At 38.8% G+C, this 20,600-nt stretch carries 19 protein-coding genes; 8 read left to right on the plus strand and 11 right to left on the minus strand.

Annotation, left to right across the window (positions count from 1 at the left end):
* Window positions 1–11: 11 nt before the first annotated feature.
* The 3 genes from B3394_RS00940 to B3394_RS00950 are packed head-to-tail and all read right to left on the minus strand — an operon-like array spanning window position 12 to window position 2,847.
* Entirely contained in the window at window positions 12–242 is a 231-nt protein-coding gene (locus B3394_RS00940; RefSeq protein WP_286912006.1) for a ferredoxin, read from the minus strand.
* On the minus strand, window positions 242–1,483 hold the full coding sequence (locus tag B3394_RS00945) for a peptidase U32 family protein (RefSeq protein WP_177730785.1): 1,242 nt from the start codon (window positions 1,481–1,483) through the stop codon (window positions 242–244). Before B3394_RS00945 ends, B3394_RS00940 begins: the two co-directional genes overlap by 1 nt.
* Window positions 1,484–1,488: 5 nt before the next feature.
* Entirely contained in the window at window positions 1,489–2,847 is a 1,359-nt protein-coding gene (locus B3394_RS00950; protein ID WP_273244164.1) for a rhodanese-related sulfurtransferase, read from the minus strand.
* A gap of 259 nt (window positions 2,848–3,106) precedes the next feature.
* Here B3394_RS00950 and recA point away from each other — a divergent pair, with 259 nt between their 5' ends.
* The 4 genes from recA to B3394_RS00970 all read left to right on the plus strand — a co-directional run bounded on the left by recA (window position 3,107) and on the right by B3394_RS00970 (window position 6,674).
* The gene (recA, locus tag B3394_RS00955) at window positions 3,107–4,111 is read left to right on the plus strand and encodes a recombinase RecA (protein ID WP_177730789.1); all 1,005 of its coding nucleotides are present in this window, start codon (window positions 3,107–3,109) and stop codon (window positions 4,109–4,111) included.
* Window positions 4,112–4,209: 98 nt separating this feature from the next.
* Window positions 4,210–4,620, plus strand: a complete 411-nt coding sequence (locus tag B3394_RS00960) for a hypothetical protein (protein WP_177730791.1) — start codon at window positions 4,210–4,212, stop codon at window positions 4,618–4,620.
* Window positions 4,621–4,632: 12 nt separating this feature from the next.
* Window positions 4,633–5,181, plus strand: coding sequence for an RNA polymerase sigma factor (locus tag B3394_RS00965; protein ID WP_177730792.1), 549 nt, complete (start codon window positions 4,633–4,635; stop codon window positions 5,179–5,181).
* Window positions 5,178–6,674 (plus strand): hypothetical protein, encoded by a 1,497-nt coding sequence (locus B3394_RS00970; protein WP_286912011.1) that lies wholly within the window; start codon window positions 5,178–5,180, stop codon window positions 6,672–6,674. Before B3394_RS00965 ends, B3394_RS00970 begins: the two co-directional genes overlap by 4 nt.
* A 55-nt stretch (window positions 6,675–6,729) precedes the next feature.
* Here the strand turns inward: B3394_RS00970 and B3394_RS00975 are convergent, their stop codons facing one another.
* Window positions 6,730–7,488, minus strand: coding sequence for a lysophospholipid acyltransferase family protein (locus B3394_RS00975; protein WP_286912015.1), 759 nt, complete (start codon window positions 7,486–7,488; stop codon window positions 6,730–6,732).
* A gap of 129 nt (window positions 7,489–7,617) precedes the next feature.
* Between B3394_RS00975 and trpS the strand changes: the two genes are divergently transcribed.
* Window positions 7,618–8,589 carry a tryptophan--tRNA ligase gene (gene trpS / locus B3394_RS00980; RefSeq protein WP_286912018.1) on the plus strand — a complete coding sequence of 324 codons (972 nt, stop codon included), beginning with the start codon at window positions 7,618–7,620 and terminating at the stop codon, window positions 8,587–8,589.
* Window positions 8,590–8,637: 48 nt separating this feature from the next.
* Here the strand turns inward: trpS and dprA are convergent, their stop codons facing one another.
* A complete protein-coding gene (gene dprA / locus B3394_RS00985; RefSeq protein WP_286912024.1) occupies window positions 8,638–9,741 on the minus strand; it encodes a DNA-processing protein DprA in 1,104 nt (367 codons plus the stop codon).
* A 247-nt stretch (window positions 9,742–9,988) separates the two neighbouring features.
* On the opposite strand from dprA, the gene B3394_RS00990 reads away from it, so the two are divergent.
* Both B3394_RS00990 and B3394_RS00995 read left to right on the plus strand, forming a co-directional pair.
* Window positions 9,989–10,936, plus strand: coding sequence for an SPOR domain-containing protein (locus tag B3394_RS00990; protein WP_177730802.1), 948 nt, complete (start codon window positions 9,989–9,991; stop codon window positions 10,934–10,936).
* 67 nt (window positions 10,937–11,003) lie between these two features.
* Window positions 11,004–11,519 (plus strand): acyl-CoA thioesterase, encoded by a 516-nt coding sequence (locus B3394_RS00995; protein WP_177730805.1) that lies wholly within the window; start codon window positions 11,004–11,006, stop codon window positions 11,517–11,519.
* A gap of 54 nt (window positions 11,520–11,573) precedes the next feature.
* Here the strand turns inward: B3394_RS00995 and B3394_RS01000 are convergent, their stop codons facing one another.
* The 6 genes from B3394_RS01000 to B3394_RS01025 all read right to left on the minus strand — a co-directional run bounded on the left by B3394_RS01000 (window position 11,574) and on the right by B3394_RS01025 (window position 18,068).
* A complete protein-coding gene (locus B3394_RS01000; RefSeq protein ID WP_177730807.1) occupies window positions 11,574–12,863 on the minus strand; it encodes a murein hydrolase activator EnvC family protein in 1,290 nt (429 codons plus the stop codon).
* A gap of 20 nt (window positions 12,864–12,883) precedes the next feature.
* Window positions 12,884–13,648, minus strand: a complete 765-nt coding sequence (locus B3394_RS01005) for a DUF4292 domain-containing protein (protein WP_177730809.1) — start codon at window positions 13,646–13,648, stop codon at window positions 12,884–12,886.
* Window positions 13,648–15,000 (minus strand): tetratricopeptide repeat protein, encoded by a 1,353-nt coding sequence (locus B3394_RS01010; RefSeq protein ID WP_286912033.1) that lies wholly within the window; start codon window positions 14,998–15,000, stop codon window positions 13,648–13,650. Before B3394_RS01010 ends, B3394_RS01005 begins: the two co-directional genes overlap by 1 nt.
* A 1-nt stretch (window position 15,001) precedes the next feature.
* Window positions 15,002–16,012, minus strand: coding sequence for a sugar phosphate nucleotidyltransferase (locus B3394_RS01015; RefSeq protein WP_286912038.1), 1,011 nt, complete (start codon window positions 16,010–16,012; stop codon window positions 15,002–15,004).
* A gap of 91 nt (window positions 16,013–16,103) precedes the next feature.
* Window positions 16,104–16,538 (minus strand): dUTP diphosphatase, encoded by a 435-nt coding sequence (gene dut / locus B3394_RS01020; protein WP_286912043.1) that lies wholly within the window; start codon window positions 16,536–16,538, stop codon window positions 16,104–16,106.
* Between the two features lie 69 nt (window positions 16,539–16,607).
* Window positions 16,608–18,068 (minus strand): lipopolysaccharide biosynthesis protein, encoded by a 1,461-nt coding sequence (locus B3394_RS01025; protein ID WP_286912045.1) that lies wholly within the window; start codon window positions 18,066–18,068, stop codon window positions 16,608–16,610.
* A gap of 163 nt (window positions 18,069–18,231) precedes the next feature.
* Here B3394_RS01025 and B3394_RS01030 point away from each other — a divergent pair, with 163 nt between their 5' ends.
* Entirely contained in the window at window positions 18,232–20,319 is a 2,088-nt protein-coding gene (locus B3394_RS01030) for a prolyl oligopeptidase family serine peptidase (RefSeq protein ID WP_286912046.1), read from the plus strand.
* The last annotated feature ends 281 nt before the right edge of the window (window positions 20,320–20,600 follow it).

A 20,600-nucleotide genomic window follows, 5' to 3' on the forward strand; every position in this document is an offset into this window, starting at 1 on the left:
AATCGGTATAATCAGATTTCTTTTATCGAAATTATATTTACCGGACAGGCTTTTGCTGCCAGTTCACAATGCTCGGCTATGGTATGGTCTGTCGATTTTAAGGTATGGAACCCTTTGGAGTCGACCGCCTTTAACAGCACAGTTTTCCCGTCTTTTTTAGACATCTGAAATTGTGCCGGAGCCATTTCCACACAGTAATTACAACCGATGCATTTATTTCGCTGTAAGGTTACAACAACCATTATGCTTCAACAATTTTATAAAGTTTGTCTGATAAACGGATGCGGAATGGCAATTTAATCGTGCAATTATCGCCGCGGGTGGCTTTTTCGGAAGCAGCTTCATTGACAAACATTTCTTCAATGGTCATTTCCTGCGCTCCTGTTGTTGGTCCCGTTATCAATATCGTATCTCCTTTTTTAATATCGTATGCTTCTATTTTGAATTCTCCGATGCCGGCTTTCTGATAAAAACGCGTTCCTTTACCAATATATACTTTTTTCTGTGTGGCATTGGATCCCGGATTATCACTCCATTCTCCTAATTTTTGTCCCAAATAATAGCCGGACCAGAAGCCTCTGTTGTAAACGGTATTCAGCGCCTCCATCCATTCCGAAACCTTTTCTTTCGAATACGACTGGTCGTAATAAGCATCTATCGCTTCGCGGTACGTTTTGATTACCGTTGCCACATATTCGGGCGCTCTGCCTCTTCCTTCAATTTTCAATACCTGAATTCCGGAATCAATTACCTGATCCAGGAAATCAATCGTACACAAATCTTTTGGAGACATCATGTATTCGTTATCGATTTCAATTTCAAATCCCGATTCCTGGTCGATAACCGTATATTTTTTCCGGCAGTTTTGCTTACAGGCACCTCTGTTTGCCGAGGAGTTGTGCGAATGCAGGCTCAGGTAGCATTTCCCGGACACAGCCATACACAAAGCACCATGCCCGAATATCTCGATTTCAACAAGATTCCCGGAAGGTCCTTTTATCTCTTCTTTTACGATTTGATCGGTAATTTTTTTAACCTGGCGCAGGCTCAGTTCTCTTGACAAAACCATTGTATCGGCAAAAAGGCTGTAAAATTTTACCGTTTCAATATTGGTCACATTTAATTGTGTCGAGATGTGCACTTCTATTCCCAATGCTCTGGCGGAAGCAATCACGGCCTGATCGGAGGCAATTACCGCGGTTATATTGGCCGCTTTTGCTTTGGTTAGCAAGGTTTTCATAACCGACAGGTCATGATCGTAAATAATTGTATTCAGGGTAAGATAGGTTCTTACTTTTTTTTCTTCACAGCGTTTTGCTATTTCAGGCAGGTCGTCCATTGTAAAGTTAATGGAAGCCCGGGCTCTCATGTTCAATTGCTCTACACCGAAATAAACCGAATCAGCACCATTATCCAAAGCAGCCTGAAGCGACTCAAAGTTCCCGGCGGGAGCCATGAGTTCAATCTTTCCAGATGTTGTCATACTACTTAGTTTATGATTTTAAACAACTTATCAGACAAGCGGATTCGGAACGGCAGGTTAAACGTTACTTTATCTCCTTTTGCTGCCGTATCGGACGCTGTTCCGTTTACCATCATTTCGGTTACGGTGATCTTTTGTTCTCCGGTTGTTGGTCCGGAAATGATAATCTTATCCCCTACTTTCAGCACATCGTTTTCAAGCAGAAACTGCCCTACCTGTGCTTTCGGATAATAATGTTCTCCTTTACCGATAAGTACTTTTTTAACCGCTATTCGTTGCCGGATGGTTTTTGGTTTTTCGGCAACCGCTAACGGCTGATCGGATAAAAGTCCTGAATTTTTAAATTTCAGTGCTTCCGATTTTCCTTTTTTAAATATTTTGTTGCCGTTTTTAACCCCGCGGCGCAATTTTACCTGCTCCGCTAAAGTCATGTGTATAATTTCCTGACATTCGGAAGAACAGCAGTTTTCCATTGCGCTTTTACATTCGTCACATTGAATAAACAATAAATGACAGCCTTCGTTTGCGCAATTTGTATGATTGTCACAAGGCTTACCGCATTGGTGACATTGTGAAACGATATCGTCGGTGATTCTTTCTCCCAAACGGTGGTCAAAAACAAAGTTTTTACCAATGAATTTGCTTTCCAGTCCTTCGGCTTTTACCTGACGGGTATATTCGATAATCCCGCCTTCCAGCTGGTACACGTTTTTAAATCCTTTGTGACGGAAAAAGGCACTTGCTTTTTCGCAACGGATACCTCCGGTACAATACATCAACAGGTTTTTTTCTTCTTTATATTGCGACAGCTGCTCCTCTATAACAGGTAGTGATTCTCTAAACGTATCCACATCGGGTGTAACGGCTCCTTTAAAATGCCCGATTTCACTTTCATAGTGATTTCTGAAATCTACCACGATGGTATTCGGATCTTCCAGTAAATCATTAAACTCTTTTGCTTTTAAGTGAATTCCCTTATTGGTAACATCAAAGGTATTATCGTCCAAACCATCGGCTACAATTTTATGACGCACTTTAACGGTCAGCTTCAAAAAGGAGTGATCATCGTGTTCTACGGCAACATTCAAACGAATGCCTTTCATAAAGTCATAGGCTTCGATAGTGTCTTTAAATGCGTAGAAAAAATCTGCCGGAACAGACAATTGTGCGTTGATTCCTTCGTGGGCTACATAAATACGGCCTAAAACCTCTAACGGGTTCCACGCTAAGAATAAATCGTCTCTGAATTTTTTGGGATCTTCAATGTTGGCATACGCATAGAAAGACAAAGTAAGTCTTTGCTTGCCCGCTTCATCAATCAGCTGGGCTCTTTCTTCTGCGCTTAAGGTGTTATACAGTTGCATGCTATAAACGTTTAAGTGAGCAATATGTTAGGAACTCTAAATGGAAGAATTCGGGTGCAAAGATATAAAAAATCATTTGCTATTCAAAAACAGGCTGCTGCAATATTTTTATGCTGTTTTGTTTTCAGTATCACGGTTTTATTAGGAAAAACACCGTGTTGCCATTAGTATTTCCAAGTGTTGATAAGATGTTATTTGAAACTTAAAAAAAAGCGCTATTTTTACAGAAAATAAGAGCCAAATTTTAAGACAAAGAAAGATGAGTGCAGACAAAGAAGCGAAATTAAAGGCGTTACAATTAACGCTGGACAAATTAGATAAAACCTACGGAAAAGGAACCGTAATGAAACTTGGAGACAGCGCAGTAGAAGAAGTGGAAGCCATTCCTTCCGGATCTTTAGGTGTTGACTTGGCTTTGGGTGTAAACGGATATCCTCGTGGCAGAATCATAGAAATTTACGGACCGGAATCGTCTGGTAAGACCACTTTAACCCTGCATGCAATTGCAGAAGCTCAAAAAGCGGGCGGAATCGCTGCTTTTATTGATGCGGAGCATGCTTTTGATCGTTTTTATGCTCAAAAACTGGGTATTGATATTGACAATCTTATTATTTCACAACCGGATAACGGGGAACAGGCTTTGGAAATTGCCGAAAACCTTATCCGTTCCGGAGCTATTGATATTGTAGTTATTGACTCTGTTGCTGCTTTAACGCCGAAAAGCGAGATTGAAGGAGAAATGGGTGATTCCAAAATGGGATTACATGCCCGTTTAATGTCACAGGCTTTGCGTAAATTAACAGCTACAATCAGCAAAACCAACTGTACCGTTTTCTTCATCAACCAGCTGCGTGAAAAAATTGGGGTTATGTTTGGTAACCCGGAAACAACTACCGGTGGTAACGCTCTGAAGTTCTATGCTTCCGTTCGTCTGGACATCCGTAAATCGTCACAAATTAAAGACGGTGAGAACGTTATCGGAAACAGAACAAAAGTGAAGGTTGTTAAAAATAAAGTAGCACCGCCTTTCCGTACTGCCGAGTTTGACATTATGTATGGTGAAGGTGTTTCCAAAGTGGGTGAAATCCTGGATTTAGCCGTAGACTTTGAAATCATCAAAAAAAGCGGTTCCTGGTTTAGCTATGGCGATACCAAATTAGGACAGGGACGTGATGCCGTTAAATCATTAATTAAAGACAATCCGGAATTAATGGATGAATTAGAGGCAAAAATTAAAGAACTGATCAAACAAAAAGAATCATAAAATAAAAAAACCCGAAAATTTTCGGGTTTTTTTATTTTATGACGCAACCTTTTTTATTTTCGTATATCTAACTATAAAACGACCGAAAGTAATCTGAAATGAAAAAAATATTTGCCCTGTTTTTTTTTATTACATTTTTGAATGCGTGTTCTTCCGATTCTGATATAGAAAACACCTCTTTTGAGTTATTGCCTATACAGGATGTACAGTTACCGGACACGTTTAAAGCAGGTGTGCAAACAGTAATATATCTAAAGTATAAACGACCTACTAACTGCCATTCATTTAATGGTATTTATTATGAAAAAAACGGCAACACAATTACTATGGCGATAGATGCCCTATACCAGCACCTTAGTAATTGCGAAGCTGTAAATGAGAATCCGTTTGAAGTTAGTTATCCATTATTTATCAAAACTTCCGGAGCGCATGTTTTACGATTTTGGCAAGGAAAAAATGCCCAGGGTGAAGATCAATTTTTAGTCCGGGAGATAGATGTACAAGAATAAAAAATAATTCGTTTGAGTGTCGAGCAAATCATATACGATTGTAAAAACAACGACCGCAAAGCACAGGAGCAGCTCTACAAGCTATTATCTCCAAAGCTTTTTGCCGTCTGTTTGAAGTATTCTCGTAATTATGCCGAAGCAGAAGACAACTTACAGGATGGTTTTATTTTACTGTTTAAAAAAATTGAACAATATCAATTTAGAGGTTCTTTTGAAGGTTGGGCGAAACGATTGATGATTAATAATATTCTTCAGAAATACCGCAATCAGGGTGTTTATGAATTAGTGAATGACAATATTATTGACAACAATCCAACGGTGGATTTTGACGATGAAGATGTATCCCTCGATTATCTCATCAGCATTATCCAGGAATTACCGGATCGGTACCGACTGGTGTTCAACCTGTATGTAATGGATGATTATTCGCATAAGGAAATCGCCGAAATGCTGAACATTACAATAGGAACATCAAAATCAAATCTGGCAAGAGCCCGGATGATTTTAAAAGAAAAAATTGAAATACAACAACACAACAGAAAAGTATCCTCAACACAATGAGTGAAAGAAAAAACATAGATCGCCTTTTCCAGGAAAAGTTTAAGGACTTTGAAGCAGTTCCTCCTAAAAACATGTGGGGAAATATTCAGGCCGAACTGGACGGGGAAAAGAAAAAACGAAAGTTTATTGCTCCTTTCTGGCTGAGACTTTCAGGAATTGCTGCTGTTTTCCTTTTAGGTTTTTTAACGGCAACCTATTTCCTGTCTAATCCCGGCAAGCCGCAAAACAGCCCTGTGGTTAATTCGGACGAAAGCAATAAGAATGCTAACGGTTCCGAAACCGGAAATAAACAAAACAGCCTGATTGACCGCGATCATCAAATCAACACAACAGCAGAAGAGGCTTTAGTTGAAGAAAATGCTGCAAAAAACAGCATTGTAAATAAAAACAATACGAATACAATCGTAAACCGTTCCCATACAGAGAACAATAATTATTCTGCGAAAAAAGGAAGCAGTAACCGCGTTATTGCCAACCGAAAAAACCGCACTAAAAAACAATCCGGGAATTATATTGCCGGGAACAACAAGAATGGCTTTTATGCAACGGATTTTGACAAGCGTCTGACCGATAAAGAGAATGACAACGACGGCAGTTCCAAAAATTCCGGCAAAACAAGACCTTTTAATTTTCATAAGAAAAACAATATTGCCAACTATATCATTATCCCTGAAAAGGATAGTACCCAGACAGAAACCGCTGCTGAAACCGAAAATATTTTAGACAAGGTTCAAAAGGAGAAATTGCTGGCTGAAACTAAAAAAATTAAAGAAAAAGAAGTTAAAAAATCCAAATGGGCAATCAGCTCTACGGTTACACCAATATTCTTTCGTTCCACATCAAACGGTTCTCCTATAGACAACCAGTTTGCATCGAATACCAAAGATTATGAAAACACCATGAGTTACGGCCTTGGACTTCGTTATGAACTGAACGACAAGCTGACCTTGCGCACTGGTATTAACCGCCTGGCATTTGAATACAACACGAATAATATTGTGTATTATGAAAACGCGAATGCAAACGGATTACAAAATGTATCCCGCAATAACAGCGGCGCTAATATCCAGATACAAAATAAAAACGGTGGTCTGACAACAGATCCAAACGGCGGAATTGTAGAAAAAATGAATTCCGGAACGTTAAACCAGAAAATGGGTTATATCGAAGTTCCGATGGAATTATCATACAAACTGATCGACAATCGATTCGGTATCGAATTAATCGGTGGTTTCAGTACCTTATTTTTAAATCAGAATAAAATTGATCTGGTGTCTTCTGAGTTAAACACGACTATTGGAGAGGCAAACAATTTAAATGATGTACATCTTAGCAGCAACATAGGTGTAGGTGTTAAATACCGCTTCCTGAAATCTTTTGAAGCCAATTTTGAACCTACCTTTAAATATCAACTGAACATGTTCAGTAGTGACGCCGGAAATTTCAAACCCTATCTTTTTGGTTTGTACACCGGAGTTAGTTATAGATTTTAAGCTTTTTAGTTAGTTAGCTTGAATTTTAGTTAAGTTGAAAAAGCACTCTTTTGGGTTAGAGTGCTTTTTTGTTTTTATCAAATTCCAGTAATTGGTTCAGGATTATGGTTCTCACTTCATCCTTCACTTCCTTTTTATTGTCCTGTGTTTTTCCGACTGTAGGAACCGGTTTGTGAATTTTTATTCTCATTTTCCCCGGACTTCCGCTAAAAAACGTAAAAGAGAAACGCTCCTTTACATCTCCAAACGACATTGGAACAATCGGGATCTGATGTTCGATAGCCAGTCTGAAAGCACCGTCTTTAAACTCATCCAGCAGTATGCTTTCATTATCCGGAACACCTCCTTCAGGAAAAATACAAATACTAAGTCCCTGCTCCAATCGTTTTTGCGCCCGTTTAAAAACTTCAAAACGGCTTTTGGAACTGCTTCTGTCTACCAAAATACAGGTGCGTTTGTAGAAAAATCCGAATATCGGCAGTTTTGCCAGTTCTTTTTTACCCACAAACACAAACGGATTGTCTTTAACCAGCATTAACATCAGCATGATGTCAATCATCGAAGTATGATTGGCAACCAGCATATAACTTTTTCCTTTTTCCAGTGCTTCTTCTCTTTCTACCTTATAATAGAAGCCCATTCCGTAGAAAATAATTTTAGCCCACAGTCTTGCCAGAACAAAAAACTGGGGATATGTTTTTTCCGATAAAATGGAAAGGAACAAAAGCGGAAATAAAACGATGATCGGCACAGTGACCAAAACATAAAACCAGATTCGCCAAAGTGTCCAAAAAAGGATTTTTAAAATTTTCATTCTTTTAAGTTGTTGTACGCATTTATATTCAGCTTCAAACGGCTCCTTCTTCTTCAAGTTATCAAAAGTAAGAATTCGTCCAAAACTTTTTACCAAAACCGTTACCTTTGCAAAAAATAATTTTAAACAATGGCAAAAATCTTAACCGGTGTTCAAAGTACAGGAACGCCACACTTAGGAAACTTGCTCGGTGCTATTTTACCGGCTATCGAAATGGCCAACAAGCCCGAGAACGAATCTTTTCTTTTTATTGCCGATTTACATTCGGCTACACAAATAAAAGATGGTAAAACGTTACGTGATAACACCTATAGTGTTGCAGCAACCTGGCTTGCCTGTGGTTTAGATATTACTAAAATTACGTTCTACCGTCAGTCCGATGTTCCGCAAACAACGGAGCTATCCTGGTATTTGAGCTGTTTTTTCCCTTTTCAGCGTTTAACACTGGCCCATTCTTTCAAGGATAAAGCCGATCGTTTAGACGATGTGAATGCCGGGTTGTTTACTTATCCGATGCTGATGGCTGCCGACATTCTATTGTATGACGCCGAATTTGTACCGGTTGGAAAAGACCAGCTGCAGCATCTTGAAATTACACGTGATGTTGCCTCCCGTTTTAACCACCAGATGGGAGAAACGTTTGTATTGCCGGAAGCAAAAATTGAAGAACACATTATGATCATTCCGGGAACTGATGGCGAAAAAATGAGCAAGTCCCGCAATAATTTCATCAATATCTTTTTAGACGATAAAACACTTCGCAAACAGGTTATGAGTATTGAAACGGACAGCACTCCGCTGGAGGCTCCTAAAAATCCGGATACCTGTAATGCTTTTGCTATCTATAAATTATTGGCTACTCCGGAACAAACGGAAGCAATGCGCGCTAATTATTTAGGTGGAAATTATGGCTATGGCCATGCCAAACAGGCCTTATTTGAATTAATCACAGAAAAATTCAAAACCGAAAGAGAACGTTACCATTACTATATGAACAATTTACCGGAAGTAGATGCTTTATTAAAAAAAGGCGCTGCAAAAGCCGGGACTATTGCCGATGGTGTTTTGAAAAGAGTCCGTGAAAAATTAGGATACGAATAATATAAAAGAGAGGTGTGATTCACCTCTCTTTTTATTTTAAGCCTTATTTCAAATCGCTTCAAACAGTTTTCCGGGTAACGGCCGTACGGCACCTTTTAATTCCATCGTGATCAGCATTCCGGAAAGTTTATAAACCGGTATACCGCATTCCAGCGCAATACTGTCTAAAAGTGTCTTTCCGTTTTGCTGTAAAAAGTCATATACCAATTGTTCGTCCGGTTCCAGATTTACAAAAAGCTGTTTTTGTACGGGTGTTTTGGGTTTTGCGGTTACTTCCCAGTTGAGCAGGTAAATCAAATCGGCGGCCGATGTCAGCAAATTTGCCCGCTGTGTTTTAATGAGTCTGTTGCATCCGGAGCTGTAGCGGTCTGTTGTTCGTCCGGGAATTGCAAAAACATCCCTGTTATAATCGTTTGCCATCATGGCCGTAATCATAGAACCGCCTTTTTCTGCACTTTCAATTACAATGGTCGCTTCCGATATTCCGGCGACAATGCGGTTTCTTCTCACAAAATTTTCCCGATCCGGATTTGAAGAACTCCAGAACTCCGTGACAAAACCGCCGTTTTCCAGTACTGAAGCTGTATATTTCTGATGTGCTTTCGGGTAGACCTGATTTAATCCATGGCCTAAAACAGCCACTGTCTGGAGATTGTTCTCAATGGCCGATAATTGTGCCGTGATATCCGTGCCATAGGCAAACCCGCTCACAATAACCGGGCATAATGGTGCTAAGTCTGTAATCAGTTTCCGGCAGCATTCCACTCCGTAACCCGAAATTTGCCGTGTCCCGACGATACTGATAATTTTGGATTGCTGCCAGTTGATCTTTCCGGACTGAAACAACAATACCGGACCATCCACGCAATGCTGCAGGCGCTGCGGATATGTTTCTTCCTGATAATACATCACCCGGATGGCATTCTTTTCAATAAACTTCATTTCCGTTTCGGCCAGTTCAAATATCTTTTTGTCCTGCAATTTCCGGAAAACGATTTCCCCGATTCCGTCTATCGCCAGAAGCTCCTGTTTTTTCGCAGTAAATATTTCCCGGGCGGTGCAGCAATGCTGCAACAGTTTTTTAGCGAGTATATCCCCGACTCCTTCAACTTTTAAAAGTGCTAATGTGTAAAATAAATCCGATTCGTTCATGGCGTATAGTTTAAATAATAGCTAAAAGATACAGGATTACCTGCTAATTATCAACTTATTCGCTACTAAAAAGCATCCTCCTTTCTCCGGTTCCGGAAACAAGGTTCCTGTAAAACTTTAAAAGAGGTTCAAACCCTTAAAAACAGTAACAAATTCAATTTCAAGTGTTTACAACTATAACCGGAATTGTTAATAACATTTGTTGATAAAATTTGGGATTCGGTCTTGAATAATTAAATTTGTAGATATGAAGATAGAAAACTACATCTCGGCTTTGTTATATCGTTATCAATGCGTTACCGTTCCTGGGTTCGGTGCATTTTTAACCGCAATTCAATCGGCACAACTGAATGGAAGTACAAATACGTTCTATCCTCCTAAAAAGTTAGTGTCTTTTAATCCGCATTTAAAGAATAATGACGGACTACTTGCTAATCATATCGCTTTGCAGGAAAAAATTTCCTATGATGATGCCGTAATCGCGGTTCAGCATGAGGTAAACCTGTGGATTGAAAAATTACAGCGAAAAGAGTCTTTACAATTGCTGAATATTGGTGAAATTTCTGTGAATTCCGAATGGAACTGGGTTTTTGAACCGATTACTTCGGTGAACTATCTTGCCGATTCTTTCGGTTTGAGTTCAATAGTTTCTCCCGCAGTAAAAAGAGAAGTTTTAAAAGCACAGGTTGAAGCACTGGAAGAAAAAGCTCCGATTGTTTTCACACCGGAAAGAAAAAGAGATTATTCCTTCCTTAAATATGCCGCTATTTTTGTGGTATCACTGGGTGTTGGCGGAGCGGCTTACAAATCTTACTATGACCAGCAGATCACCAGCAAGAATGTTTTAGTGGCAAAAGCGGTTCAGGAAAAAGTACAGGATAAAATCCAACAGGCTACTTTTTTTATTGAAAGCCCTTTACCTCCTGTAACGTTAAACATTAAGGAAACCAAAACAAAAGTGGTTAAGCCTTACCATATCATGGCCGGTGCTTTTCGAAGTGAAGCCAATGCAGAGCGCATTTTCAAGGAGCTGCAATCGTTAGGTTTTGAACCGGTTCGTCTGGAAAGAAACACTTTTGGATTGTATCCCGTTTTATACGGCAGTTTCACTTCTTATGCCGAAGCACAAACCAAACTGAAAGAAATTCATAAAAATCACAATAAAGAGGCCTGGGTACTTATCAAGGAGCTTTAAAATTATCAAATCCCGAATTTTTCGGGATTTTTTTATGCTTCTATTGCTATCTTTGCAAGAAAAAAAGATGCAAGAGAAATTCCCTTCAGATTCTATTACTATATTAACCGACCTTGTTTTACCGGGTGAGACAAATCCGCTAAACAATCTCTTTGGTGGTGAGTTATTAGCGCGTATGGATCGTGCTGCCAGTATCACAGCCAGAAGACATTCCAGAAGGGTATGCGTTACGGCTTCTGTTAATCACGTAGCTTTTAACCGTGCTATTCCTTTGGGAAGTGTTGTAACGGTTGAATCGAAGGTGTCCCGTACGTTTAAAACGTCTATGGAAATTTTTATTGACGTATGGATTGAAGACCGTGAATCCGGAATTAAAAACAAAGCAAACGAAGCTATTTATACTTTTGTAGCGGTAGACGAAACCGGACGTCCGGTGGAAGTTCCGGCTATTGTTCCGCAAACGGAAGAAGAGAAAAAACGTTTTGAAGCAGCGTTGAGAAGAAAGCAGTTGAGCCTGGTACTTGCCGGCAAAATGAAACCGCACGAAGCAACAGAATTAAAAGCTTTATTCATGCAGGAATAAGGTTTCACCGAAAATAAAAAAGCCACTAAATTATTAGTGGCTTTTTTATTGTAATTACATATTGGCTAACCAGCTCTGCGGGTTCAGCGTAGTTGTATTTTGTGAAATCAGGAATTTCAATACTGCTCTTCCGGAGGAATTGGTGTGTATCTCTCCGATACTTTGTTTAATCGATACTTTATCGCCTTTTCCAACAAAGACTTTACTTAAATTCAGGTAAACGGTCACATAATCACCATGCTGAATAAACACGGCACGGTTGTTTGCCGAAATAACCTGTACCTGTAATACTTCCCCGCCAAATACCGCTCTGGCATTGGTTCCCGGTTCTGTACTGATTTCCACACCACTGTTGTGAACAATCAGGCTTTTATGGATTGGGTGCGGCTGGTCGCCAAAACCTAAGGAAACAAATCCTTTTTCTACCGGCCATGGCAATCTTCCTTTGTTAGCTCTGAAATTATCTGCCAATGCTTTTCCTTCCGGAGTCAGATAGAATTTTGTTGTGGATTCTGCGGCGGCAGTTGTTGCCGGTTCTGCTTTTTCCACTTTCTTACCGGCCGCTTTATTTCTGGCGGCTAAAGCAGCAGCAGCTTCTCTTGCTTTTCTGTTGGCTTCGGCAATGGCTTCACGGATTAAACGCTGAATCTGTCTGTCGATTGCTCTGGACTCTTCTTGTTTTTTCTTAATATCACCGGCTAATTTCTTTTTATCCTTCTGGATAACTTTCATTAATTTTTCCTGTTCGGATTTGTCTTCTTCCAGTGCTTTCTTCTCTTTTTCACTTTCTACCAGAAGTTTTTGTTTTACTTTTTTCTTCGATTCCAAAACAGTGGTCGCATCCTGCAATTGAAGCGATTTGTTTTTAATCTCAACACCCTGCATTTTTCTAAAGCTGGCATATTGCTTCATATACTGAACGCGTTTGTATGCCTGCAGGAAATTTTCGGAAGAAAGTACAAACATAATACGGCTTTGCTCCGAACGGCTTTTATATGATTTTACAATCATCTTGGCATAGTCTTCTTTCAGAACCGTTAGCTCTCTTCCCAGTTTGTTTATCTCTAATTGTTTCAGATAAATATCATCCGTCAGCAATCGGGTTTGTTTTTGAGTGGTATTGATCAGTTTTTCACTCAGTTTGATTTTTGTTGTTTGCTGGGAAATTTGCACCAATACTGATTTCTCCTTCTTCTTTTCAGACTGAAGGAGTTGCTGTACTTCTCTTATTTCTTTTTGAATCTGTGCTTTTCTTTCTTCAAGCTGACGTTGTTTGTCTTCAGTTTGCGACCAGGAAGCAATTGACAGGAAAATAAAAAATAGGCTAAAGAGCTTTTTGTACATTGTTCTTTTTTTTGACAAAATTAATCAATAAATATTTGTTCGTATCCTTCCGGAATATTGTATGGAAAGCTTAACTTTTCATCGAAGCTGATGGAATTATAATCGACTTCGATTCTGACATTTCCTTTCTGAAAAGCTTCAATAATCATGTTTAAAGGCAGCGTTGCCTTATCATAGGCTTTATAGGCCGGATAACTGACTTCCAGAGAGCGCATCGGATCTTTTTGTGAAATGACTTGGTCCTTTAATAAAAAGTTGGCCCCTTCAAACAAAAATTCTTTGGTGATATTGGCATTCGCTTTGCTTTTCAGCTTATATTTTTCGTTTTCAATAGAAACGTTATAGTTTGTTTTCGTCAGGTCGTCCATTGCCTGACCTAAAAGGATATTCTGTACTTTCTTAAAATCCAGATCGGTTCCCAGCCATCTGCTCAACATGGTATAATCGCCGTCAAAAAAACGGCCGTCTTTACTGTAATAGCTCACGCGCGTTGGCGTAATCAGGGCTTTCGCCAATGGAAAACCAAGAATACGGGCACTGACTAAAATAATCTCATCTTTTTTGATACGGATATCGCCATTAACCGAAAGGGATGTTTTATCATCCTTATAGCTTACGCTTGTTCTGATATTTGCCGTTTCAAAGTTGAACTTATTACTGTAATGTCCCTGAATGATTTTTGAGGCTTCAATTTTTTCGGAAGCGCCCTGCTCTGCTACTGCAATTTGTTTTGACTTACAGGAAACTAAAAGTACCAGTCCGAAGAGGATTATTATTTTTTTCATTATTTTTTTTGTTTTAGCAATTGATTGGCTTTGATAAAATATGCTTCTTTTTTCTTTTCATCGCCTAAACCGTGGTAGGCTTCTCCAAGCTGAATGTTCATATTGATCTCCAAAGCCCTATCTTCTACTACAAAATCCATTCCTGACTGTAATAAATCGATGGCTTTTTTATAATTTTTTAGCTGATTTTGCGCCATCCCTGCAAAAAAGTACAATTTTGCATGCGTGGGAAACAAATCCAGATAGTTTAATGCTTTTTTACTGACTATATCATACTGCTCCCTTTCTGAGTAAGCCTGCAATAACAATTCTATCGTACTGATATCATCCTTTTTGTTTTCCAGACTTTTCTCGAAGAAGACAATGGCATCTTCGTTTTTCTTTTTCTCAAGGAAAAAGATTCCGATTTCTTTAGGCACATCCACATTCGGATCCCCTGTAAAATAATCGACTGCCTGCTGTAATTCTTTTTTATACGAATTTGTGTTGTTTGAAAAAATCAGGAATTCGTTCAGCACACGGTGTTTGATCTTCGCATCGATTTTTTTGCTTTTCAGCACCTGGAACATTGCATCGGCAGCTTTCTGCGGTTCTTTATTGTTCAGGTTGAATTTAAAAAGACTCACCTGCGCCCAATCGGAAGTAGGGATTGCTTTTTCCAGTTTTTTAGCCACTTCCAGCGCCTTCTCTTCCTGGTTACTTTCCGAATACAGATAGATCAGCTGGATATAATTGTTTTCGTCATTCGGATTTTTCTTAATCGCCTGTTCTAATGTTTCCTTTTCCGGTTTTTTGAATTTCGAATCGCTTAAAATTTGCAGCTTGTACATTTCCAGCGTCGGGGTTAGTCCTGTAGTCACATCCATTTCGTTAATGAGTGCCAATGCTTTGTCAAATTGCTGCGTGTACATGTACAGCGACACCAGATCGTCCTGGAACTTTTTGTCGAATTCAATTAATTTTTCAACAACCGGTATGGAGCGGTTAAAGTCTTTTGTTTCATAGTACACATCATACAATCCGTTCCAATACCAACGTTCTTTCGGATTTAAGGTTATGGCTCTCTGAAATTCTTTTTCCGCTTCCGGATAGTTTTTTTGGAACAGGTAATTTTTCCCTAATTCATGATGAATAACCGGATTGTCCGGCTGGTTTTTCAGACATTTAAAAAGCGATTCGATCGCCTTATCATAATTTTCAATTCCTTTTTGCTTTAACGATTCATAGAAATTATTCTGAAATTCATCGTTTTCCAAAGCAATAGCATCAGGCTCCTGTTGTGCCACTACAGGGAGCGGCACAGCCAAAAAGCCTAATAAGGTGAACGCTATGAGCTGTCTTTTTATATTCATTTTATTCTAAAACGGAATAATCGCCTATACTGATCGCAGTAAACTTCCCGTCGAATGCCGCATGATTTCCAATCATGGCATTGTCTAAGACTGCGTTTTTAATATGTGCATGGGTTTGTACCAGACTGTTTTTGATGATGCTGTCCGTAACATGTGTTCCGTTGCCCAAAGAAACGTTTGGTCCTACCGTAGCATTGCATAACACAACATCATCACCAATAAAACAAGGCGGGATGATTGTTGCATTTTCTAATTTCACTTTTTCGGAAACCAGGTGTACGCCATCCTGATGTAAAAAATTCAGCATACGGGAGTTTGTTTCAACCGTTACATTTTTATTTCCGCAGTCCATCCACTCTTCCACTTTACCGGGAACAAATTTCATTCCTTTCAGCTTCATGTTTTCCAATCCGTCGGTAAGCTGGTATTCGCCTCCTTTTACAATATTGTTATCTAACAGGAACTGTAATTCGGATCTTAATGTTTCCCCGCTTTTAAAGTAGTAGATACCAATGATGGCCAAATCGGAAACAAATTCCTTCGGCTTTTCAACGAAGTCTACAATCTGGTTGTTGCCATCCAGTTGTACCACTCCAAAAGCGCTCGGATCTTCTACCTGTTTTACCCAGATAACGCTGTCTGCTGTCGTGTCTAATGTAAAATCGGCTCTGAAAAGCGTATCGGCATAAGCCACTACAACCGGTCCCGACATACTTTCTTTAGCACACATAATTGCGTGAGCGGTTCCCAAAGGTTCGTGCTGATAATATATTGTTCCTTTTGCACCTAACTTTTCTGCAATAGCAATTAATTCGCCCGGTACTTTATCGCCAAAATCTTTGTGAATGATAAATGCTATTTCTTCAATTTCCTGATTGATTACTCCGGCAATATCTTCTACAAGACGGTGAACAATAGGTTTTCCTGCAATTGGAATTAACGGTTTCGGTACGGTTAAAGTATGTGGGCGAAGACGTGATCCGCGTCCTGCCATTGGGACAATTATTCTCATTGATTGTATTAATGTTTAAACAATGAATGTGTCTTGAAAGTGCACATTCGTTTTACTTTATAATTAGTAACGGCTTTTTTTAAATTATAGTCTATTTTACTCCTGTACTTCCGAAACCTCCTTCGCCACGGGCTGTTTCCGAAAGTTCAACCACTTCCTGCCATTCTGCTCTTTCATGTCTGGCAATTACCAGCTGTGCAATGCGCTCCCCGTTTTCAACAACAAATGGTTCGTTTGATAAATTTACTAAAATGACTCCTATTTCTCCTCTGTAATCGGCATCAACTGTACCCGGGCTGTTCAAAACCGTCACCCCTTTTTTAAATGCCAGTCCGCTTCTTGGTCGCACCTGTGCTTCAAATCCTATGGGTAATTCTATAAAAAGTCCGGTTTTTACCAGGGCTCTTTCCAAAGGCTGTAACGTGACTGGTGCTTCAATATTGGCTCTTAAGTCCATTCCTGCAGAGGCATTAGTTTCATATTCCGGTAATGCGTGTGCTGATTTGTTGATAATTTTTATTGTCATTATATAGTAATTTTCCTGAAACAGGATTGTATTTGAAACGATGTTTAAAAATAAAAAAAAATATGCAATTTATCTCTTTATCATTCGGAGTATCGTCTGTTTTTCATTCCGATAAATAAAGTATCCGAAAATTAAGATCGCCAGTACACCAAAAATATAATTATGGAGACTTGGTACATAAAAAGATAGTCCTGCTAATAGTGTGGATACCGATAAGTATCCTATAATTCTTTTCTTATCGTAAGGAATCGGATAATATTTGTTTCCCATAAAATACGAAATCGCCATCATCGTGCCATAGGCTGCCAGTGTTGCAATGGCCGATCCCATGTAGCTGTACACCGGAATTAACAGGTAATTCAGGACCAGTGTTACCACCGCTCCGACAATGGAAATATAAGCACCCACTTTTGTCCGGTCAATTAATTTATACCAAACAGAAAGGCTGGTATAGATCCCCAGGAAGAAGTTTGCTAAAATGATGAGCGGTACAACTTTCATGGCTTCCCAATAGGTACTGTTCGGTACCAGTATTACTTTTAAGATATCGGCAAAAACGACTACACACAACAGGATCATTGATCCGAAAATCACAAAATATTTGGTAACCACGGCATAGGTTTGCGGTGCATCTTTTTTATCGGCATGATTAAAGAAGAACGGTTCGATTCCCAGCGTATAAGCCGTCCGGAAAAGTACCATAAACAATCCCAGTTTATAACAGGCTGAATAAGCGCCTACTTCTGCTTTCGCAATATTCTGCGGCAGCAATTTCCCTAAAAGGATCTTGTCAAAATGTTCATTGATTCCGAACGCCAGACCGGCAAAAAGTATCGGCAGTCCGTAGTTCATCATGTTTTTCCATAACGGTACATTGAAATGCCATTTTAGGCGGAAATAGTCCGGAAGGAATACTAACAGCGTTGCCAGACTGGCAATCAGGTTGGCAATAAAGATATAACCCACCTGGTAGTCGTGAACATAAAAACTGCTTATGAATCCATCCGGGTCTGCTTTTGCGATTTTGGGAAGGAATACCAGGAAAAAGATATTTAATCCGACGTTAATCGTAACGTTGCAGATTTTTATAACGGCATATTTTATGGGCCTTTGAAAAGCCCGGAGTTTCGAAAACGGTATTACCACCAGAGCATCCAGAACCAATATCCATACGGCGTAGGTTACATATTGTGTTTCCACATCGGCCCATTCGGCCAGCGTACTTCGAAATAACAGTGCCATAGCCAGGAACAGCATGGAGGTCCAGAATAATGAAATCGTGGTTGTTTCGATCACACTTTTCTTATCTTCCTCTTTGTTATAGAACCGGAAAAAAGCGGTTTCCATTCCATAGGAAAGGATAACGTTAAAGAAAACCATCCAGGATAAAACGATGGTTACATTCCCGTAATCGCTCTTTGGCATTAAATCCGTGTGAAGCCTAACCAATAAAAAGCTAAGCATTCTTGGCAGCACGGTAGCCACTCCATAAATAAAAGTTTGTTTGAAAAGATTTTTATATAAACCCAAAATATTTGCTTTGACTAATGACGAACAAAAATAGTTAATTCTTTTCGTTTATTTATCGCAGCGTTTTGCATTGCTAACACTATTTGCATCAATTTATGATCCGAATTTATTTCTACACAGAAAAATCAGCTTTTAAGTATATTTGTCCAATATCTGATTTGAAATGAAAGAAAAATTACAGCTACTTTTTTGTTCTTTAATGACTTGCCTTACCTATTCACAGCAACAACCGGTAACCAAAAAAATCCCAACAACAATTTCGAAACACGGCATTACTTTTACCGACAATTACAGCTGGCTTGAGAAAATGCGGTCTGATGAAGTGACTAACTGGGTCGATGCTCAGAATAAAATTGTGTCCGATCATTTCAAAACACTAAATAACACCGATTCTATTGCTGCTGTTATCAAAGAATACGACACCAAAACAACATATAAAATCCCGGAGAGAAAAGGGAAATATTTTTTCTCGCTCTACAGAAAAGAAGCCCATAAATCCGGTTATCTTTTTTACCGGAAAGATCTGAATGAAAAATCTGTTGAACTTGTCAATCCAAATACTATTTACGAAGATAAAAATGTTGCGATAACAAACTATTATCCTTCCAAAAGCTCTAAACTTCTCGCCTACAAAATAAATATTGACGGCAGTGACCGGCACGAAATCCGGTTTGTGGATTTGGATAAAAGGACAGCCCTTACGGACGACATAAAAAATGTAAAATTCTCCAATGTTTCCTGGAATAAGGATAATGGTATTTTTTATAAAAAGAACAGCAATAAGGAGCAATTTGCAAAAGATTCTACCTACCAGCTTTTTTACCACAAAATCGGAACCCTGCAAGAAAATGACGATCTGGTTTTTGACAGTTCAAAATCGGAAAGTGATTTTGACTTTTTTACGTCAAAAGACAAACTGTTTATTATCGAAACAAGTAAGGATGAAACTTTAAAAAACTATTATTATGCAGAATTAAATTATGATGTTTTTCAGCCAAAAAAATTTATTGAAAACGATTCAACCGATTTTAAACTGCTATCCTCTGTAAATGACAGAATTTATTTTTCTTCAAAAAAATATAACTGGGGAGAGATCCGCTCATTCCCCATAGCGAACAGAAACGAAGAAACGGTTGTTGTACCGCAAATTTTCAATAACCTTCTGGTTAAATCATATTTTTATAATGATTACATCGTTTGCAGATACAAAACCACCGGGAAAAATTATTTTATCATCTATGATTATACCGGGAAATTCATCCGAAAAACAGACGCACCTAAAGGTATGGAGATTGATGTTACTGATTTTAACCCTAAAACCAAGGAACTATATTATGGTTTATACTCGTATATCCAGCCGTATCAGAATATAAAGCTAAATGTAGAAACAGGAACTGAAGAGCCATTTTATAGCGCCAGTAACCGCCCTAAGCCGACTCTTTTTCCCCTGAATCATTTTGAAATTATCACAACCACCTATAAAAGCAGGGATAATGTTGATATCCCCATTACCATTGTTGCTAAAAAAGGCATTCCGCTTGACGGAAATAATCCGACCTTATTAAAAGCCTATGGTGGTTTCGGAACAATATCTCCTTCATCCTATGATACCAGTTTGCTGTATTTTCTTGAAAAGGGTGGTGTATTTGCCTATGCTGAAATCAGAGGTGGCGGGGAAAAAGGGCTAAAATGGCATACCGATGGTAAAGGGCAGAAAAAGATAAATACGTTTAATGATTTTATTGATGCTGCCGAATACCTGATTAATAACAAATATACTTCACCAAACAGACTGGCCATAACCGGCGGATCGCAAGGCGGTTTATTGGTAGGTGTTGCCATGACCAAAAGACCTGAATTATTTAAAGTGGCCATACCTAATGTTGGCGTTTTTGACATGAATGAATTTAACAAATACACTGTTGGCAAATACCATTTAGATGAATATGGAGATCCTAATGTTTCGAATGATTACAAAGCAATGATGGCCTATTCTCCTTATCATAATATTAAAGAAAATATAAACTATCCTATAACCCTGATCATTACATCTGAAAATGACGACAGGGTTCCGCCGTTTCAATCTTATAAATTTGCTGCATTATTACAAAACAGAGCTGCTCAAAAGAATCCTGTGTATATTAAAACACTTAAAAAGGCTGGTCATGCCGGTAAAAACTTTAACTATGATGACCGGATTGAAGAAAAATCAGCGCTATACAGTTTCCTTTTATACCATTTGAATAAATAAAAAAAGGCGGTTCTTAAAACAAGAACCGCCTTTTTTAGCTTCTTTAAAGACCCGAATCCGGGAATATATATTCTTTTATTATCGAAATGCAGCTGCTTTAATAAAGCAAACTAAACACTTATTTACAGCAAAACCGAACCATTAAGCCATCCTTTTTAAGGATAAAAAGCCGGATCATTAGATTGATCCGGCTTTTTTATGTGCGTTATTATAGACAATATCTTTTATTAAAGGACGATTTATAGGTTATATAACCGGTTCTCACTTCTCACCTCTTACTT

The sequence above is a fragment of the Flavobacterium sp. UBA4197 genome (genome assembly GCF_002379575.1).
GTDB lineage: Bacteria > Bacteroidota > Bacteroidia > Flavobacteriales > Flavobacteriaceae > Flavobacterium > Flavobacterium inviolabile.

Coding starts and splice junctions, on each gene's coding strand:
- B3394_RS00960 (WP_177730791.1), top strand. CDS start 4,210: ATGAAAAAAATATTTGCCCTGTTTTTTTTTATTACATTTTTGAATGCG.
- B3394_RS00945 (WP_177730785.1), bottom strand. CDS start 1,483: ATGACAACATCTGGAAAGATTGAACTCATGGCTCCCGCCGGGAACTTT.
- recA (WP_177730789.1), top strand. CDS start 3,107: ATGAGTGCAGACAAAGAAGCGAAATTAAAGGCGTTACAATTAACGCTG.
- B3394_RS00995 (WP_177730805.1), top strand. CDS start 11,004: ATGCAAGAGAAATTCCCTTCAGATTCTATTACTATATTAACCGACCTT.
- B3394_RS01005 (WP_177730809.1), bottom strand. CDS start 13,648: ATGAAAAAAATAATAATCCTCTTCGGACTGGTACTTTTAGTTTCCTGT.
- B3394_RS00970 (WP_286912011.1), top strand. CDS start 5,178: ATGAGTGAAAGAAAAAACATAGATCGCCTTTTCCAGGAAAAGTTTAAG.
- B3394_RS01015 (WP_286912038.1), bottom strand. CDS start 16,012: ATGAGAATAATTGTCCCAATGGCAGGACGCGGATCACGTCTTCGCCCA.
- dut (WP_286912043.1), bottom strand. CDS start 16,538: ATGACAATAAAAATTATCAACAAATCAGCACACGCATTACCGGAATAT.
- dprA (WP_286912024.1), bottom strand. CDS start 9,741: ATGAACGAATCGGATTTATTTTACACATTAGCACTTTTAAAAGTTGAA.
- B3394_RS01000 (WP_177730807.1), bottom strand. CDS start 12,863: ATGTACAAAAAGCTCTTTAGCCTATTTTTTATTTTCCTGTCAATTGCT.
- B3394_RS00990 (WP_177730802.1), top strand. CDS start 9,989: ATGAAGATAGAAAACTACATCTCGGCTTTGTTATATCGTTATCAATGC.
- B3394_RS01010 (WP_286912033.1), bottom strand. CDS start 15,000: ATGAATATAAAAAGACAGCTCATAGCGTTCACCTTATTAGGCTTTTTG.
- trpS (WP_286912018.1), top strand. CDS start 7,618: ATGGCAAAAATCTTAACCGGTGTTCAAAGTACAGGAACGCCACACTTA.
- B3394_RS00975 (WP_286912015.1), bottom strand. CDS start 7,488: ATGAAAATTTTAAAAATCCTTTTTTGGACACTTTGGCGAATCTGGTTT.
- B3394_RS01030 (WP_286912046.1), top strand. CDS start 18,232: ATGAAAGAAAAATTACAGCTACTTTTTTGTTCTTTAATGACTTGCCTT.
- B3394_RS00940 (WP_286912006.1), bottom strand. CDS start 242: ATGGTTGTTGTAACCTTACAGCGAAATAAATGCATCGGTTGTAATTAC.
- B3394_RS00950 (WP_273244164.1), bottom strand. CDS start 2,847: ATGCAACTGTATAACACCTTAAGCGCAGAAGAAAGAGCCCAGCTGATT.